Below are 15,107 nucleotides of genomic sequence, written 5' to 3' on the forward strand. Positions count from 1 at the left end.
GCCGTGCCTTGAACTTCTTGCATAGCTCGCGGGCCAAGGGAAGAGACTCGGGGAAGCCAGGCCGTCACACCGGAAGCTCGGAGGGGGGAGACGCCAGCAGGCGCGAGAGCCGATCGACCGCCGCTTCCAACCGCGCGCGCGGCACCTGCCCCGCAATGGCCAGCCGCACCCCGTTCGGCGAGCGGCCATGCACCAGCGCATATTCATCGGCCGAGCGCAGCAGCACGCCCTCGCTTTCGGCGGTGCGCGTGAAGCTCGAGGTGCGCCAGCCGACCGGCAGCCGCAGCCAGACGAAGGGCAGGCCCGGCTGCCAGGACAGCTCGTGCGAGCCGAGCCCGTTCACGACGGCCTGAAGACGGTCGGCAAAGGCGCTCTGGACCCGGTGGCGGATCTCGGCGGCCTGCCCGCTCTGGAACAGGTCGAGGCAGAGGTCCGACACCGGCCGGCCAAGCGCGAAGAAGGCGTGCTGCGCGGTCAGCCGTCCCGCCTCACCGCGCCCCGTCGGGCACAGGATGTAGCCGAAGCGCAGCGCCGCCGACACGGTCTTGGAAAGGCTGCCCACATACCAGGTCCGCTCGGGCGCCAGCGCGCGCAGGGCGGGAAGGGTGCTTTCGGCCACGGTGTAGCAATCGTCCTCGATGATCTGCAGCTCGTGCCGGCGGGCAATGGCGACGATCTCGGCGCGTCGCTCCTCGGGCATCCGGGCCGCGGTGGGGTTCTGCGCCTCGGTCGTCACACAAAGGACCTGGGGCCCGTGCTTTCGGCAGCAGGCTTCCAGCGCGTCCGGCCGCAGTCCGTGCTGGTCAAGCTCCACCCCCACCACCTCGGCCCGCGCCAGCCGCGCGGCGTGGCGGAAGCCGGGGTAGGCAAGCTCTTCCGTCAGCACCACGGGCCGGTCCCCCCGCAGGCAGCAGAGCATCACCAGCCCGATGGCGCTCTGCCCGCCATGGGTGAGGGCGATGTCCTCGGGGGCGATCGGCCCCAGCACCCGGTCGGCCAGCCAGTCGCGCACCGCCGCGCGCAGCGCCGCCTCTTCGCGCTGGGTCGGATAGTCGCGCCAGTCACCGCCCAGCCCCTCCGCCACCCGCTTCAGGGCCGCGGAGAACAGCGGCATCTGCCCCACGTCCGGCAGCTGCGGCGAGCGGAGATCGAGCAGACCCGGCGCCTCCTGCGGATCGCGCTCGACAAACAGCTCCTGCGTCGGCCCGAGCCTTGGCTCGGCGGCCGCGACGAAGGTGCCGCGTCCGACCGTGGCCGCGAGCAGCCCCTCCTGCGTCGCCAGCTGATAGGCGCGCGAGACAGTGCCCGGCGTGACCGAGAGCGTCCAGGCCAGATCGCGCACCGTCGGAAGCTGCGCGCCGGGCTTCAACCGTCCTGCGCGGATGGCATCCCGCAGGGCGCGTGCGAGGGCGAGATACTTCGGACCGGGAAATTGTGCGAGATCCGGCCGCCATATTGTATCAGTCACAATGTTCCTCTGGAGCGAGTAAACACAACTTTGTATGCTTTCATTAGTTGATACGCCTCATTGTATCAATACAAAGGTGCTCCGATGACTCGCGCGATCCCGCAAATCCCGCCCGCCCTGACCCTGAACCGGCCCCTGCCGCCCGTGGCGCGCGCCCTGTTCGGCCTCGGCCTGCTGGTGCTTCGCTGGGAGGAGCGACGCCAAACGCGGCTCGGGCTCTCGCGGCTCGACCCGCACCTGCTGCGCGACATCGGCCTGACCGCGCGCGCCGCCGAGATCGAGGCGTCCAAGCCCTTCTGGCAGGAGTGATCCTGCCCAAAAGTCCCCATGACTGGACCGGGCCCTGCCCGGTCTTTTTGTTGATGGGGCCCACGCCGCCGACACGCAAAAGGCCCGCCAGGAGGCGGGCCTTTCCGAAAGAGCGTACCGGAGGATCAGCGCTTCGAGAACTGGAAGCTGCGGCGGGCCTTCGCCTTGCCGTATTTCTTCCGCTCGACGACGCGGCTGTCGCGGGTCAGGAAGCCCGCGGCCTTGAGGGCGGCGCGGAGCGAGGGTTCGTACAGCTGCAGCGCCTTCGAGATGCCGTGCTTGACCGCGCCGGCCTGGCCCGAGAGACCGCCACCCGCGACGGTCGCCATGACGTCGAACTGACCCGTCACATTGGCAACGGTGAACGGCTGGCGCAGGATCATCTGCAGCACCGGACGGGCGAAATACTCGTCCATCGGCTTGCCATTGACGGTGACCTTGCCCGAGCCCGGCTTGATCCAGACGCGGGCCACCGCGTCCTTCCGCTTGCCGGTGGCGTAGGAGCGGCCGAGCGAGTCACGCACCGGCTCGCGCGTGACGGCGGCTTCGGCCACCGGGGCGTCGCCAACGACCGATTTCAGATCGTCGAGGGATTTGATGTCGGCCATGGCTTACGCGCTCCGGGTGTTCTTCGGGTTCAGCGACGCGACGTCGAGAACGGTGGGCTGCTGCGCTTCGTGCGGATGCTCGGCGCCGGCGTAGACGCGCAGGTTGGTCATCTGCTGACGGCCGAGGCTGTTGCGCGAGATCATGCGCTCGACAGCCTTGATCACCACGCGCTCGGGGTGGGCGCCGTCCAGCACCTGCGCGGCGGTGCGGAACTTGATGCCGCCCGGGTGGCCGGTGTGCCAGTAGTAGCGCTTGTCGGCGCGCTTGTTGCCGGTCATCTGCACCTTGTCGGCGTTGATGATGATGACATTGTCACCCATGTCCATGTGGGGGGTGAAGGTCGGCTTGTTCTTGCCGCGCAGGATGTTGGCGACGATCGTGGCGAGACGGCCCAGAACCACGCCTTCGGCGTCGATCAGGATCCATTTCTTCTCGATATCCGCCGGGGTAGCGGTGAAGGTTTTCATCGGGAATTCCTGGAATGGAGCGAGGGCAGCCCCCGCGAATTCGGATGCGGCTGTTTCCGGCATTTCGCTGCGCAGGTCAAGAGGATCGCACGCGGAATAATCCAGCGATTCCAATGGCCTGAAAAATAGGTATTCAGATACCCCACGCCAAGTCGTTCCGCGGCCCCGGGAAAGCGGGAGTCTGTCGCGGATCTTCCGCCCGCGGGCGCGCTACTTCAGGATCGGTGGGCGCTCGGGATCCATGCCCGGCGCGACGGGGACATGTTCCTCGCGCAGTTCCGGGGCCGCCGGCACGGGCAGATCGAACCGCAGCCCCACACGGGCCATGGCGACCGCGACAGGGTCGCCTTCGGCGAGGAAGGCCACGTCCAGCGTCCCCGCCTCGAGCCCCGAAAAGGTCAGTGCCTCCGAGACCGAGCGCGCCAGAGCCGGCTGCGCCCCGTCGAGGGCCGCGACGAAGGCCAGCATGTGCGCCTCGCGCCCGTCCTCGTAGCGCACGGCCGCAAGCAGGGCATGGCCAGCAAGCCCCCCCGCACGGGCGAGCTTGCCATCCAGCGCCGCGATGAGCGGCTCGGGCAGTTGCGGCGGGGCAAAGCCCGCGGGACGCGCCTCGGCCTCGGACGGCGCATGAGAGATGGTCTCGGCCAGCCAGTCCACCGCCTCGGGCGGCAGCAGCATGGCCGAGGGCGCATCGCCGAGGTTCAGCCCCAGTCCGATCCCCCGCCCGGCCAGCAGCCCCGCCACGACACGCCCGGGCAAGGCGGCGTAGGGCGCGGGCACGCCGGTGAAGGCCGCAAGCCGCTCTTCAAGGTCGAAGGCGAGGACCACGGGCCCCTCTTCCAGCTCGAACAGCTGCGGGGTCAGGGTCTCATCCTCGGGCTCGCTCTCGAGCAGCAGGAACAGCTCGCCATCCGCCAGTTGGCCATAGAAGCGCAGCCGCGCGGCATCGTCGCCGGGGGCCGTTTCCATCGCTTCATGCGCTTGGTCGAGAGGGGTCATCACGGCACTTCCTGATCTGACGGATCGGACGTCCCTAGTGCCTCGGCGGCGTCCGGGCAAGATTGGTTGGACGTGTCCCCATCCCGTTAAGGCGTGCCGCGGGGATCCGGCGCCACAAAAAGCGAAGGGGCGGCTCGCTCCCGCCGCCCCTTCGTCTTCTTGCCGACAATCATTTCGTTATCGAATGAATACGTTCGAAAGTTTGGGCACTACTCTTAGTGATAATGTGCATTAACTTGTGTATTCCTCCGCTCGCTGCGTCAACGTTTCCTTCATCATCTAGCCAAAAGTGCAACCGGAAGCCGGTTGTGGCGCAACCGGCGGGAGAGCCACGCGCCACTCACTCTCGCTCAGCGAAAAGCTGCGCACGATACGGCGGCGTTCCGCTCGAAATGATCACAACGAGGAGAGACGAATCGATTCGGCCCACCGTTGAGCGGTCCGAACCAGTGGCGTTTGGCGCTTGCCCGCCGATGCAATCCCGGACACAGTCCCCTCACGCCGACTTTCGTCGCATTTCGACGCCGGCACCAGGCCGGGGCGGATCTTGACAGGAGAGACTTGCCGCATGCGCTTCATTCCGACGACGCTGAAGGATGCCGTCCTCATCGAGGCGGAGCCGAGAGAGGATCACCGGGGCTGGTTCGAGCGAACCTTCTGCGAGGAGGAGATGGCGAAGGCCGGACTTGCCACCCGTTTCGTCCAGCACAACAGCTCCTACAACCATGCGGTCGGCACGTTGCGCGGCATGCACTACCAGCGCAGCCCGCACGCCGAGGTGAAGGTGATCACCTGCACGCGCGGGCGCATTCACGACGTGATCATCGACCTGCGCCCGGATTCGCCCACCTACATGAAATGGGAAGGGTTCGACCTGCGCGCCGGGGACCACCGCCAGCTCTATATCCCCGAGGGGTTCGCGCACGGCTATCTGACGCTCGAGGATGCGACGGCGGTCTCCTACCTCGTCTCGACCGCATACACGCCGGGCGCCGAGGGCGGCGTGCGCTGGGATGATCCGACCTTCGGAATCGCATGGGCCGGCGGGGTCTCGGTGATCTCGGAAAAGGATGCGGCCTGGCCGGACTACACGCCGGGATAGGCGCAGGCGGAGCGCGGTGAAGGCCCGCGCTCCGGCCCGTCAGCCGATCAGGGCAAAGGTCTCGGCGGGTTGCGCGAGGCCGAACTCCTGCTCCATCTCTGCATAAAGCGCGTCGATGCGCCGGCCCTCGGGCAGGCGCACATCCCCGAAGGTCAGCGCCTGGTCGCGCGGGATGTCGCGCAGCAGCACCCCCCCTTCGGCGAGACCCATCGGCAGCAGCCGCTCGGCGGCCACCACCTCGATGTTCTCGCACTGGCCGTAGGCGGTGAAGCCGCCGATCCCGTCGAGCACTTCGCCCGCCTTCAGATCGCGCTTGGCCACCGCCACCACACCCACCTGCGGCGCGCCGAGCGGCGTCAGCGCCGCATCCCCGAACAGCACCGCGCGCGCCACCGTCATCGGCACTTCGAAATGGCAGAGGTGGTAGGGCGTATAGAAGAGGTAGTAGGGCCCCTCGCCGAGCTTGTAGAGATTGAGGTAATGCTTTTGCCGTGGGTCGTCGTGGGTGCCGATCACGAAGACCCCCGGCCCCGGCCGCGCACCCACGACATAATCGACGATGCCGGGCCCCTCGGGATCGAGGTGCGGCGCGAACATCGCGACATATTCCTCGAGCGGTCGCAGCGGCAGCGTCGGGTTCTTGCCCGTGGGGTCGATCCCGATCATTCCGCGCCGCGCGACGCGCATCCCCGTTCCATTGGCCACGATCGCCTGCTCATAGGAGATCTTGGTGCCGTCCGCGAAGGAGGTCACCATATGGACGTTCTGACCCCATTTCTCGGCAAAGCCGCGCTGGGTCTCGGGGGTGCGATACTCATCCTGCAGGGCCTTGATGTTGCCCGACAGGACCGGCTTGACACCAATCCCCTTCACGAACCGGATCAGATTCATCTGCACGCCCGGCTGGTCGCCGTCGCAGTTGGTGATCACCACGCCCGCGGCATCGGCCCGCTTCTTCAGGAGCGGCCCGATGGTCCCGTCCAGCTCGGCGTTCATCAGGATCACATGCTTGCCGGTGGCGATGGCCGCCTCGACCGCGAGCAGCGCATAGTCCATCGAGCCCGTCACCTCGATGATGGCCTCGATCCCGCGGGCGCAGCCCACGAGGGCGGGATCGTCGGTGACGGCAGGCTCGCCGGCCACGATCGCGGCCTCGAGTTCGGCCTGTGTGGAGACACGGCGCACGCTCTCGCCCGTCCGACTGGACTCGAAGGCCACGGTCGCCTGCTCGACCCGCCGCGCCGCGATCGCCACGAGCTGCATCCCGGGCACCGAGTTCGCGATCTGCAACGCAATGCCCGACCCCATGAAGCCCGCGCCGATCATGCCGACGCGGATCGGCCGGCCCTCGGCCGCGCGCCGGGCCAGCGCCTTGTCGACGATGATCATGCCACCGCCTCCAGAGCCGGATTGGCCCAGTAGAGCTTGTCGTCGAGAAGCCGGGCGGCGCGCAGCCGCATCAGCATTTTGAGCCGGGTGTAGGGCTCGGCGCGGAACTCCTCGGGGGTCATGTCGATGCGCTCGAACACCTGGCGCATCTGGCGTGCGCCCTTCTCGGCGGTCCATTCGCACCGGAAGTCGGGCAGCACGCGCTGGATCTTGTCGAAGTTCACCCGGTAGGAGCGGTTGTCGGCCGAAGGCTGGCCCACCTCAAGCTCGCAGCCCGGAAAGCTGTCGGCCACGATGCGGGCGATCTCGATCACGCGGTAGTTCTGGTCGTTGGAGCCCACGTTGTAGCACTGGCCCGTGATCGCATCGGCGGGCGCGATCAGCGAGCGCCAGACCGCCTGGCACATGTCGAGCGCGTGAACGAGCGGCCGCCAGGGCGAGCCGTCGGACTGGAGCGTGATCTTCTTCGTGGTCCAGGCCAGGCCGCAGAGGTCGTTGAGCACGATGTCGAACCGCTGGCGCGGGCTGGCCCCATAGGCGGTCGCGTTGCGCAGGAAGCAGGGTTCGAAATCCGCGCCGGCCCGGCCCGTCAGATCCTGTTCGACCTTCACCTTGCATTCGGCATAGGCGGTCTGCGGATTGACGGGGCTCGTCTCGTCGAGGATCTTGTCGGGCCGCCCCACCCCATAGACCGAGCAGGAGGACATGTAGACGAACCGCTTCGCGCCCGCCTTGCGGGCCACCTCGGCCAGATGCATCGAGCCGCCGTGGTTGATCTCATGCGTGAGGCCGGGCGATTGCTGGCCCAGCGGATCGTTGGACAGTTCGGCCAGATGGGCCACCGCATCGAATCCCTCCAGGTCCTCGGCCGTGACCTGCCGGATGTCCTTGGTGATGACGGCCGGGCGCGGCGCCGATGTCGGGTAGAGCCAGCCCTTGCGGTAGAAACCCGTATCGAGCCCCACGGCCTCAATGCCTCTTTCCAGCAGATAGGGGCCAAGAAGGGCGCCGACGTAGCCGTCCGCGCCTGTGAAAAGGACCTTCAGGGGCATCAACATCTCCGATCAATTCGTGCCGTCTGGCGGCGTTTTTCAAAGCAAATGGTCCGGCACGCAGACGCCGGTCAATCTGTCGGGAAGCGCCTCGCGCCCGTCACGCGGCCGAAATTGCCGCGCTGATCCGTTCGGCCGGTTTCGCCCGACTTTCCCACTGCGAGATCATCGGAAAGCCCCGGGCGCAAGTCAAGCGCGCAGGCCCATGGCCGTCAAACGGCGGTGGCCGCGCCACGGAGCGGGCCGCACCAGCGCCGCCTGCCGGGCCTTCTCCTGCGCTATGAAGCCGTCGAGCAGCGCCTCCTCCCGCGCGATCTCGTCCTGCCCGAGGCTCGCGGAGGGACGCCCGGCATCCAGCGCGCTCCAGAGGGCGCGGAAGGTGCCCGGCTCCGTCGCGCGGGGAACCGCCGTCCGGTCGAGCAGCCGGACGGCGTGTTGCGAAGCCCGCCCCTGACCATGAAGAAACCGCGCCACGGCCCGCGCATGAAGGCGCGAATGCCAGCTCCGGGCATCGGCCAGGGGCCGCCCGCGCGACGGCGCGTCCTGCGCGGCGTCCGGGTCGATCAGCGCCTCGAGTTCGCGCATCTTGGCGAGGTAGCGCAGCGCATCCGCGCCCACGGGCTCTTGCACCGCGGGCGGCGCCTGCGGGACAAGCCGCCCCGCCAGCGCCCGGAGCCGCCCGATCCAGTCCACCTCGGGCTGTGCGTCGAGCACGAGGACCAGACCCGAAAGGTCCTGCCCGGCCAGAAGGCGCACCGCCTCTTCCGCCGCGGCCGGCGTTTCCACCGCCACGAGAACCGTCACGCCCTCCCCCAGCGTCGCGAGGCGACGCGCCAGACTGCGGCCGTCGCCGTCCCGCAGCGCCAGGGCAGCCACCGACCGCGCCTCGGGAATGCGGCGGCAATTCACCGGACGGATGGCGCGCAGACGCACGCCTTCCGGCAGGAGGTCATCGACAAGAAAGGGTGCCGCGCGGCTCATTCGGTCTCTCCGGGAAAAAGGCATGACTTTGTCCGCGCGGCGCATCGTCCGCGCGCCTTCGTCGGACTGGTCCTTCACTCGTCCATGCCCCGGCAACGCCCGCCCCGCCCGCCGGTTCCGCGCGCGCCGGTCAAGCCCTGCGTCACGGCGCCCTGCCGACGGATCGGGCACTCCGCAGCCGCAGGACCACGGAACGATCCCCCCCGCCGGCCCGTTCTGCCTGCGGATCAGCGGAGGAGTTCCAGATGCGGCAGAGGCCGGTTGTCGTGATCACGGGCGGGACGGCGGGCGTCGGCCGGGCGCTGGCACGGGCCTATGCCCGGCGGGGATGGCGGGTGGCTGTTCTGGCCCGCGGGCGGGCGGGTCTCACCGCGACCGCCGCCGAAGTGGCGCGGCTTGGCGGCGAGCCCCTGCCCCTGCGCGCCGATGTGGCCGAGGCCGGGCAGGTCTTCACATCGGCCGAGGCGGTGATGGAGCGATGGGGCCGCATCGACCTGTGGATCAACAACGCCATGGTCACGGTCTTCGGCCCGGCCGAGCGCGCCACGCCCGAGGAATACGCACGCGTCACCTCGGTCACCTATCTCGGCACGGTTCACGGCACGCTGGCCGCCCTGAGGCACATGCGGCCGCAGGACGGGGGCACGATCCTTCAGATCGGCTCGGCCCTCGCCTACCGCTCGATCCCGCTGCAGGCCGCCTATTGCGCCGCCAAGGCCGCCGTCCGGGGCTTCACCGACTCGCTCCGGTCCGAGTTGCTCCACGACCAGAGCCGTATCCGCCTCACCATGGCGCAGCTTCCGGCCGTCGATACGCCCCAGTTCGACTGGGCCCGCACCCATGTCCACGGCCGCCCGCAACCCGTCCCGCCGATCCACACGCCCGAGGCCGTGGCCGAGGCGGTGGTCGCCGCGGCCCGCTCCGCCCCGCGCGAGATCTGGATCGGCGGCCCCTCGATGCAGGCGATCCTCGGGACGATGGTGGCACCCGGCTGGATGGACCGCATGATGGCCCGCAAGGCCTGGGACAGCCAGATCGGGCCGGGAAAAGCGAGAGCCGACAATCTGATGGAACCCGTCGAGCGCGACATGGGGGCCGCCGGTCGCTTCGGCGATGAGGCTTCCGACAGCGTCCTCAGCCTCTCCGGCCCGACCACGCGGACCGGCCTTGCGGCGGGTGGCCTTCTCCTTGCCGGAGCCGCGCTCGCAACCGCCGCGATCCTAGCACGACGCCGCGACCCATGACCCCTGCGCATACGTCATGCGTAAATTGCATGGCTGCCATGCCCCTCCGAAGGCGAAGCTTCGGTTGTGAAGCGCCGGCCGGACAACTACGAAAGTTGCCGGCTGGCTGAAGGTCCGCGCAACTTCCCGTCGGCCGGATTGCTTTCTCAGGGAGGAGGGGCCCATGCTGGACGGCGTTTACAACGAGAGGATCCGTCACACCGGCCTGCGCAGCCGGCTGGTGAGCGCGGAAGAGGCAGCCTCGCTGATCGAGGATGGCATGACGGTCGGCATGTCCGGCTTCACCCGCGCGGGCGAGGCCAAGGCCGTGCCCATGGCGCTCGCCGCCCGTGCGCGGACCCGGCCGCTGAAGATCACGCTGATGACCGGCGCCTCCCTCGGCAATGACCTCGACAAGACGCTGACCGAGGCGCATGTGCTGGCCCGACGCATCCCGTTCCAGTCCGATCCCGCCCTCCGCAAGGCGATCAACCGGGGCGAGGTCATGTTCATCGACCAGCATCTGTCCGAAACCGTCGAGATGCTGCGCACCCGGCAGTTGCCCAGGGTGGATGTGGCGGTGATCGAGGCGGTGGCCATCACCGAGAACGGCGGCATTGTGCCCACCACCTCGGTCGGCAACTCGGCCTCGTTCGCGATCCTGGCCGAGAAGGTCATCGTCGAGATCAACCTCAGCCAGCCGGCCGAGCTTGAAGGGCTGCACGACATCTACATCCCGACCTACCGGCCCAACCGGATGCCGATCCCGGTCGTGACGCCCGAGAGCCGGGTTGGCCTTCCCTTCATCCCGATCCCGCCCGAGAAGATCGCGGCGATCGTCGTCACCGAGAAACTCGACAGCTCGGCCACCATCCTCGATCCCGACGAGGATACGCGCGCCATCGCCGGCCACCTGACCGAGTTCCTGCTGCACGAGGTGCGGGCGGGGCGGCTCGACCAGACGCTCCAGCCGCTGCAGGCCGGGATCGGCACGATCGCGAACGCCGTGCTGCATGGCTTCATCGACACGCCCTTCCACGATCTGAAAATGTATTCCGAAGTCCTGCAGGACTCGACCTTCGATCTGTTCGACGCGGGCAAGCTCCGCTTTGCCTCGGGCTCGTCGATCACCCTCTCGGCGCGGAAGTATCAGGAGGTGCTGTCGCGCCTGTCCGATTACAAGCCGCGGCTGATCCTGCGCCCGCAGGAAATCTCGAACCACCCCGAGGTCGTGCGGCGCCTCGGCCTCATCTGCATCAACACGGCGCTCGAGTTCGACATCTACGGCAACGTCAACTCGACCCACGTCACCGGCACGCAGATGATGAACGGGATCGGCGGCTCAGGCGATTTCGCACGGAACGCCTATCTGTCGGTCTTCGTGACGAAGTCGATCGCGAAGCACGGGGCGGTGTCGTCGGTGGTGCCGATGGTGAGCCATGTGGACCATACCGAGCATGACGTGGACATTCTCGTGACCGAGGTGGGGCTGGCCGACCTGCGCGGCCTGGCCCCGCGCGAGCGAGCCGCGACGATCCTCGCCAACTGCGTCCACCCCGACTATCAGCCGATGCTGCAGGACTATGTCGCGCGCGCCTGCCAGCGCGGCGGCCACACGCCGCATGTGCTCGAGGAAGCCCTGTCCTGGCACGTCCGGCTGGCCGAGACCGGCCGGATGGCCTGACCGACGCACCGCCGCGTCAGGCCGCCCCTTCCGAGCCTTTCGAGGCCGCAAATCTGCGGCCCAGACGGCCGGAGATGAAGCTGGTGATCGCGGGCGCCGGCAGCGGGCGGGAGAAGAAGAAGCCCTGCGCCTCGTCCACCCCTTCGGCGATGGCGCAATCGAGCTGGGCCTGGGTCTCGACCCCCTCGACGGTGGTGCGCATGTCGAGGCTGCGGCCGAGGCCCGCCACCGCCTTGAGTATCGCCAGCGCCTCGCGCGCATGAGGAAGATCGCGGATGAAGGACCGATCCACCTTGATCTTGTCGAACGGAAAGCTGCGCAGGTAGCCCAGCGACGAATAGCCGGTGCCGAAATCGTCCATCACGATCTTCACACCCACCGCGCGCAGTTCCTGCAGCACCGTGATGTTGCGGTCGGTCGGGTCGAGCAGCACCGACTCGGTGATCTCGAGTTGCAGCCGCTCGGGCGGAAGGCCCGAGGCGCGCAGGGCCGACACGACCACATCGACGAGCCCGCCGCCGTGGAACTGGAGCGGCGAGAGGTTCACGGCGAGCGACACGTTGTCGGGCCAGCGGGCGGCATGGGCGCAGGCTTCATGCAGGACCCACTCGCCCATCACGCCGATCAGGCCCGCCTCTTCGGCCACGGGAATGAACTGGTCGGGCGTGATCCAGCCCGCCCCCTTGCGGTGCCAGCGCATCAGCGCCTCGCAGGCGGTGACGCGCCCGTCGGCCAGCCCGATCAGCGGCTGGTAGAACACCGACAGCTCGCCCTGCCCCAGGGCCGCCCGCAGCGCCGACTTCATCTTCTGCCGGCTCTGGAGATGGATGTCGGTCGCTTCGTCAAAGACGCGGAAGGTGCCGCGGCCGGCCTGCTTGGCGGCATAGAGCGCCACGTCGGCAAAGCGCATGACCTCTTCGGCGCTGTCGCCGCGGCCGCGCGCAAACGCGATGCCGACGCTCGCCCCCACCTCGGGCACGGTGCCGTCGATGTTGAACGGCTTCGAGACGGCCGCGATCAGGCGGCGGGCCAGATCGCAGGCCTCCTGCTCGGTCCGGACCGGCGTCTGGATCACGGCGAATTCGTCGCCGCCCAGTCGGGCCACCGTGTCGGTGCTGCGCACCGAGGTGCGCAGCCGGTCGGCGACCTGCCGAAGAACCTGATCGCCCACCGGATGCCCGCGCGTGTCGTTCACCGCCTTGAACCCGTCGAGGTCCAGCATGTGAACCGCCACCGAGCGGCCGGCCGCAAGAGCCGCCACCGCCTCCTCGTAGCAGTCGCCGAAATAGTGCCGGTTGGGCAGGCCGGTCAGCATGTCGTGGCGCGCCATGTGGAAGACCTGCAGCTGCGCCATCACCCGGTCATCCTCGGCCTGGCGGCGGGCGCTGATGTCCACGCAGCAGCCGATGTAGCCGATGAAGGTGCCGTCCGCGAGAACGCGCGGCTGCCCCACGTCGATCACCCAGCACCAGCTGCCATCCTGCCGGCGCACCCGGAATTCGTTCGTGAAGGGCACTCGGCGGCGCAGGGCGCTCTCCCAGATCGCGACCACGGCGTCGCGATCCTCGGGGTGGATGACAGCGGCCCAGCCCTCGTTGACCGCCTCCTCGGGCGACTGCCCCGTGACCTTCAGCCAGCTCCGGCTCACGAAGACATTGTGCCCCTCCACATCCGTCACCCAGATCATGACCGGCGCATCGTCGGCGAAGGCGCGAAAGCGCGCCTCGCTCTCGCGCAGATGGTCGAGCGAGAGGTGGCGCTCATGCACATCCTCGAGGATGCCGAACCAGCGGTCGATCCGCCCCTCCTCATCGCGCCGCGCCACGACGCGCGCCCGGAACCAGCGATACTGGCCGTCCGGCATGCGGAGCCTGTGCTCGGCGTCGAAGGAGGCCCCGTCCCGCACGGCCTGCGCCCAGGCGGCCCGAAGCTCGGGCCGGTCGTCGGGATGCATGGCCGCCCACCAGTCATCGACATGAGACGTGTCGCGCGGCAGGCCGGTCAGATCCACCAGGCGGTCCGAGATGTCCGAGAGCGTCCCGTCCGGGGAGATGCTGAAGGGAACCAGAGGATTGAGATCGAGAAGGCCGCGCAGATGCGCCTCGCGCTCGCGCAGGGCCTCTTCCGTCCGGCGAAGCTCCGTGATCTCGAAGAAGGTGACGACAAGATGCTCTCCGGCCGGTTTGCGCGACACGAGAAAGCGGCGCAGGCCGGCGGGCCCCGGCACCACCTGCTCGACGGTGAGCGAGCCGCTGCGCATCGCCTCGGCGTCGAGATCGCGCAGCCAGGCCGCGGTCAGCCCGCCGACAAGCTCATGCTCGGCGCGCCCTTCAAGCTCCCCCCGCTGGCATCCGAGCAGCTCGCAGGCCGCGCTGTTCATGAAGATCACGCGCGACTCGGAGTTCTTGATCAGGACGGGATGCGCCACGCCGTCGAACAGCGCCACCCAGCACTCCTCGGCCGGGCCCTGGGGCTGGCCCGTCAGCCTGCTGCGCAGATTGGGCATTTCCGTCATCGGCGGAGCCGCTCCTTCAGGCTGAACTGGTCACAGGCGCCCCGACGCGCCGTCAGAAGATGAGCATCCCGATCGCCACCCACATGCAGACGCCGCAGATCACGGCCGGCAGCAGCCACCAGCCGGAAGGCAGCTTGCCCTCGGGATCGGCGATCTCGTCCGCCTCGGCAGGGGCCGTGGCGGCGATCGCGTGGCGCGGGGCACGAAGGGTGAGGCTGTCGCTCATGCTGGTCTCTCGCTTGTGGTGGGGGCGGCTGACGGATCCCGGCCGCCCTCAAACCTAGTGCAAATGCGTCCTTCGGACCCCGCAACAGGCGGATGGCCCTTTACAACAATAAGTATGGAGCCCCCTTCCAAGGCCTTAACGCCGCCGGATCCCGCAAGGTTTTTTTGCGCCTGCGCGGCCCGGCATGCCGTGCCCGCTCTAAATCCCGCGACGGCTTGTCCGTTTGCGTGCTGAAGCATCCAAGACGGAGGACCCGCCGTGACCGAGAACGCCGCCCCAGCCCCCATCTCCCCCGAGACGGCGCTTCCGCAGGCCACGGCGCAGCGCATGCTGGCCCTGGTCGGGGCCATCGGCGAATATGACAGCGCCCCTGCCTCGCATACGCTGACCGGCCTCTTGCGGCTGGCAGCAGGCCAGCAGCCGACACTTGCCGAACGCACGAGCCTGCAGATCGCGGGGCTCGTCACGCTCGATCAGGGTCACCCGACCATCACGCCCGAAGGACTGGCGGTGCTCTGCCGCGACACCGAGAGCCGCCCGCAGCCTGCGGCGCCTTCGGTGGCGGCGGCCGACACCCCTCGCCAGGGGCCGGACCCCATCGCCCGCCTGAAGATCGGCGCCTCGGCCTACGAAATCGCAGGCTGGCCAGACAGCGACGCGCTCGCCTTCCGCACCGATGCGGCCTCACCCTGGCGCGAACTCGAGGCGGACCTCGCGGCCGGCTGGTCCGAGATCGCGGCCGAGATCCTTCAGCGCACGCGCAACGCGCTGGAGGAATATGTGCGGATGCACATGATCCGGCGCCGCGAGGATCAGGAGGCCGGCGGCGCGAACGGCTTCGACCTCTACGGCCTCGGCTGGGAAGTGCGCGACATCGGCGGCGAGATGCTGCTGCGGCTGGACGAGGAGACCGACTGGCGCCCGGTGCGCGAATCCGCCCTGTCGCATGTGGCCGGGATGCGCGAGCGCGCCGCCGCGGCGCTGGTGGCCCAGGTCAAGGACCTGCGCGAACGGATCGGCGACGACGTCCATGCCTGGGCCAAGCGGCTCGCCGCGGGCGCCCTGGTCGAACCTCTCTGAGGA

14 protein-coding genes are annotated in these 15,107 nt (G+C 68.8%); 5 read left to right on the plus strand and 9 right to left on the minus strand.

Annotated elements, in window-relative coordinates; genetic code table 11:
- Nucleotides 1–64: 64 nt before the first annotated feature.
- Entirely contained in the window at nucleotides 65–1,468 is a 1,404-nt protein-coding gene (locus LV780_RS09770) for an aminotransferase-like domain-containing protein (protein ID WP_011909134.1), read from the minus strand.
- 84 nt (nucleotides 1,469–1,552) lie between these two features.
- On the opposite strand from LV780_RS09770, the gene LV780_RS09775 reads away from it, so the two are divergent.
- The gene (locus LV780_RS09775) at nucleotides 1,553–1,777 is read left to right on the plus strand and encodes a DUF1127 domain-containing protein (RefSeq protein WP_011909135.1); all 225 of its coding nucleotides are present in this window, start codon (nucleotides 1,553–1,555) and stop codon (nucleotides 1,775–1,777) included.
- 125 nt (nucleotides 1,778–1,902) lie between these two features.
- Here LV780_RS09775 and rpsI read toward each other — a convergent pair whose 3' ends face one another.
- From rpsI to LV780_RS09790, 3 genes are all read right to left on the minus strand, one after another.
- Nucleotides 1,903–2,385 (minus strand): 30S ribosomal protein S9, encoded by a 483-nt coding sequence (gene rpsI / locus LV780_RS09780; protein ID WP_011909136.1) that lies wholly within the window; start codon nucleotides 2,383–2,385, stop codon nucleotides 1,903–1,905.
- A gap of 3 nt (nucleotides 2,386–2,388) precedes the next feature.
- On the minus strand, nucleotides 2,389–2,853 hold the full coding sequence (rplM, locus tag LV780_RS09785) for a 50S ribosomal protein L13 (protein ID WP_011909137.1): 465 nt from the start codon (nucleotides 2,851–2,853) through the stop codon (nucleotides 2,389–2,391).
- Nucleotides 2,854–3,063: 210 nt separating this feature from the next.
- Nucleotides 3,064–3,852, minus strand: a complete 789-nt coding sequence (locus LV780_RS09790; RefSeq protein ID WP_108220403.1) for an SseB family protein — start codon at nucleotides 3,850–3,852, stop codon at nucleotides 3,064–3,066.
- A gap of 568 nt (nucleotides 3,853–4,420) precedes the next feature.
- On the opposite strand from LV780_RS09790, the gene rfbC reads away from it, so the two are divergent.
- Nucleotides 4,421–4,954: a dTDP-4-dehydrorhamnose 3,5-epimerase gene (rfbC, locus tag LV780_RS09795; protein ID WP_011909139.1), complete on the plus strand. Its 534-nt coding sequence runs from the start codon at nucleotides 4,421–4,423 to the stop codon at nucleotides 4,952–4,954.
- Nucleotides 4,955–4,993: 39 nt separating this feature from the next.
- Here the strand turns inward: rfbC and LV780_RS09800 are convergent, their stop codons facing one another.
- The 3 genes from LV780_RS09800 to LV780_RS09810 all read right to left on the minus strand — a co-directional run bounded on the left by LV780_RS09800 (nucleotide 4,994) and on the right by LV780_RS09810 (nucleotide 8,376).
- On the minus strand, nucleotides 4,994–6,343 hold the full coding sequence (locus tag LV780_RS09800; RefSeq protein WP_108220402.1) for an NAD(P)H-dependent oxidoreductase: 1,350 nt from the start codon (nucleotides 6,341–6,343) through the stop codon (nucleotides 4,994–4,996).
- Entirely contained in the window at nucleotides 6,340–7,395 is a 1,056-nt protein-coding gene (locus tag LV780_RS09805) for an NAD-dependent epimerase/dehydratase family protein (RefSeq protein WP_108220450.1), read from the minus strand. The genes LV780_RS09800 and LV780_RS09805 overlap by 4 nt, the downstream gene beginning before the upstream one ends.
- Nucleotides 7,396–7,584: 189 nt before the next feature.
- On the minus strand, nucleotides 7,585–8,376 hold the full coding sequence (locus tag LV780_RS09810) for a hypothetical protein (RefSeq protein WP_108220401.1): 792 nt from the start codon (nucleotides 8,374–8,376) through the stop codon (nucleotides 7,585–7,587).
- 245 nt (nucleotides 8,377–8,621) lie between these two features.
- Between LV780_RS09810 and LV780_RS09815 the strand changes: the two genes are divergently transcribed.
- Together LV780_RS09815 and LV780_RS09820 are read left to right on the plus strand one after the other, a co-directional pair.
- Entirely contained in the window at nucleotides 8,622–9,620 is a 999-nt protein-coding gene (locus LV780_RS09815) for an SDR family oxidoreductase (RefSeq protein ID WP_108220400.1), read from the plus strand.
- Between the two features lie 163 nt (nucleotides 9,621–9,783).
- Nucleotides 9,784–11,283: an acetyl-CoA hydrolase/transferase family protein gene (locus tag LV780_RS09820; protein ID WP_101341085.1), complete on the plus strand. Its 1,500-nt coding sequence runs from the start codon at nucleotides 9,784–9,786 to the stop codon at nucleotides 11,281–11,283.
- Nucleotides 11,284–11,299: 16 nt separating this feature from the next.
- Here LV780_RS09820 and LV780_RS09825 read toward each other — a convergent pair whose 3' ends face one another.
- A complete protein-coding gene (locus LV780_RS09825) occupies nucleotides 11,300–13,798 on the minus strand; it encodes a sensor domain-containing protein (protein ID WP_108220399.1) in 2,499 nt (832 codons plus the stop codon).
- Between the two features lie 52 nt (nucleotides 13,799–13,850).
- The gene (locus tag LV780_RS09830; protein ID WP_011909146.1) at nucleotides 13,851–14,024 is read right to left on the minus strand and encodes a hypothetical protein; all 174 of its coding nucleotides are present in this window, start codon (nucleotides 14,022–14,024) and stop codon (nucleotides 13,851–13,853) included.
- A 258-nt stretch (nucleotides 14,025–14,282) separates the two neighbouring features.
- On the opposite strand from LV780_RS09830, the gene LV780_RS09835 reads away from it, so the two are divergent.
- A complete protein-coding gene (locus LV780_RS09835; protein WP_011909147.1) occupies nucleotides 14,283–15,104 on the plus strand; it encodes a hypothetical protein in 822 nt (273 codons plus the stop codon).
- Nucleotides 15,105–15,107: the final 3 nt, after the last annotated feature.

It is taken from the genome of Cereibacter azotoformans (genome assembly GCF_021391315.1).
GTDB lineage: Bacteria > Pseudomonadota > Alphaproteobacteria > Rhodobacterales > Rhodobacteraceae > Cereibacter_A > Cereibacter_A azotoformans.